2 pseudogenes are annotated in these 656 nt (G+C 69.4%); both read left to right on the plus strand.

Going from position 1 to position 656, the window contains the following annotated elements:
- Window positions 1-304, plus strand: a pseudogene (locus ACCC94_RS29950) (chemotaxis protein CheR); the annotation flags it as partial.
- Window positions 297-656 (plus strand): annotated as a pseudogene (locus ACCC94_RS29955) (chemotaxis protein CheW); the annotation flags it as partial. The pseudogenes ACCC94_RS29950 and ACCC94_RS29955, both read left to right, overlap by 8 nt.

Genomic DNA, 656 nt, shown 5'->3' on the forward strand with positions numbered 1-656 from the left:
CGCGCTGGCAGAGATTGCCCGGCTGGCCAATTCCGGCCTGGCCACCGAGGCACGCAAGCGCTGCGAGGCGTTGCTGGCCGACAAGGGCCCGAACGCCGAAGCCTTCTACTGGCTCGGCCTGCTGGCCGATGCCCAGGGCCACGGCAGCGAGGCGCAGGGTTTCTACCGCAAGGCGCTGTATCTGCAACCCGATCACCAGGAAAGCCTGCAACACCTGGCCGCGCTGCTCGCTGCCCAGGGGGATGCGGCCGGGGCCCGGCGCCTGCAGGAACGTGCTGCGCGAGGAGTGAAGCGCAATGGTTGAACGCGACTCTGCATACCTCGACAGCTCGTCTCTGGGCGGCGACCTGCCGAGCGTGGACGACTGCTGGAACCGCATCGGCGTGCGCGGCGATCGCAGTTGCCCGAAGCTCGCCGAGTACATCCATTGCCGCAATTGCCCGGTGCATGCCGCCGCCGCCATCAGCCTGCTGGACCGTTACGCACTGAACAGCGAAACGGCGGACCTGGCGCCGGTGGAAAGCGCCGAGCCCGCTGTCGAAGCGGGCAGTCCGCACCTGATCTTCCGCCTCGGCGAGGAATGGCTGGGCCTGCCCACCCGCGCCCTGGCCGAAGTGGCGCCCGCCTGCGTGGTGCATTCGTTGCCGCACCAGCGC

Origin of the sequence: Pseudomonas sp. Pseusp97 (genome assembly GCF_047304025.1) — a bacterium.
Lineage (GTDB): Bacteria > Pseudomonadota > Gammaproteobacteria > Pseudomonadales > Pseudomonadaceae > Pseudomonas.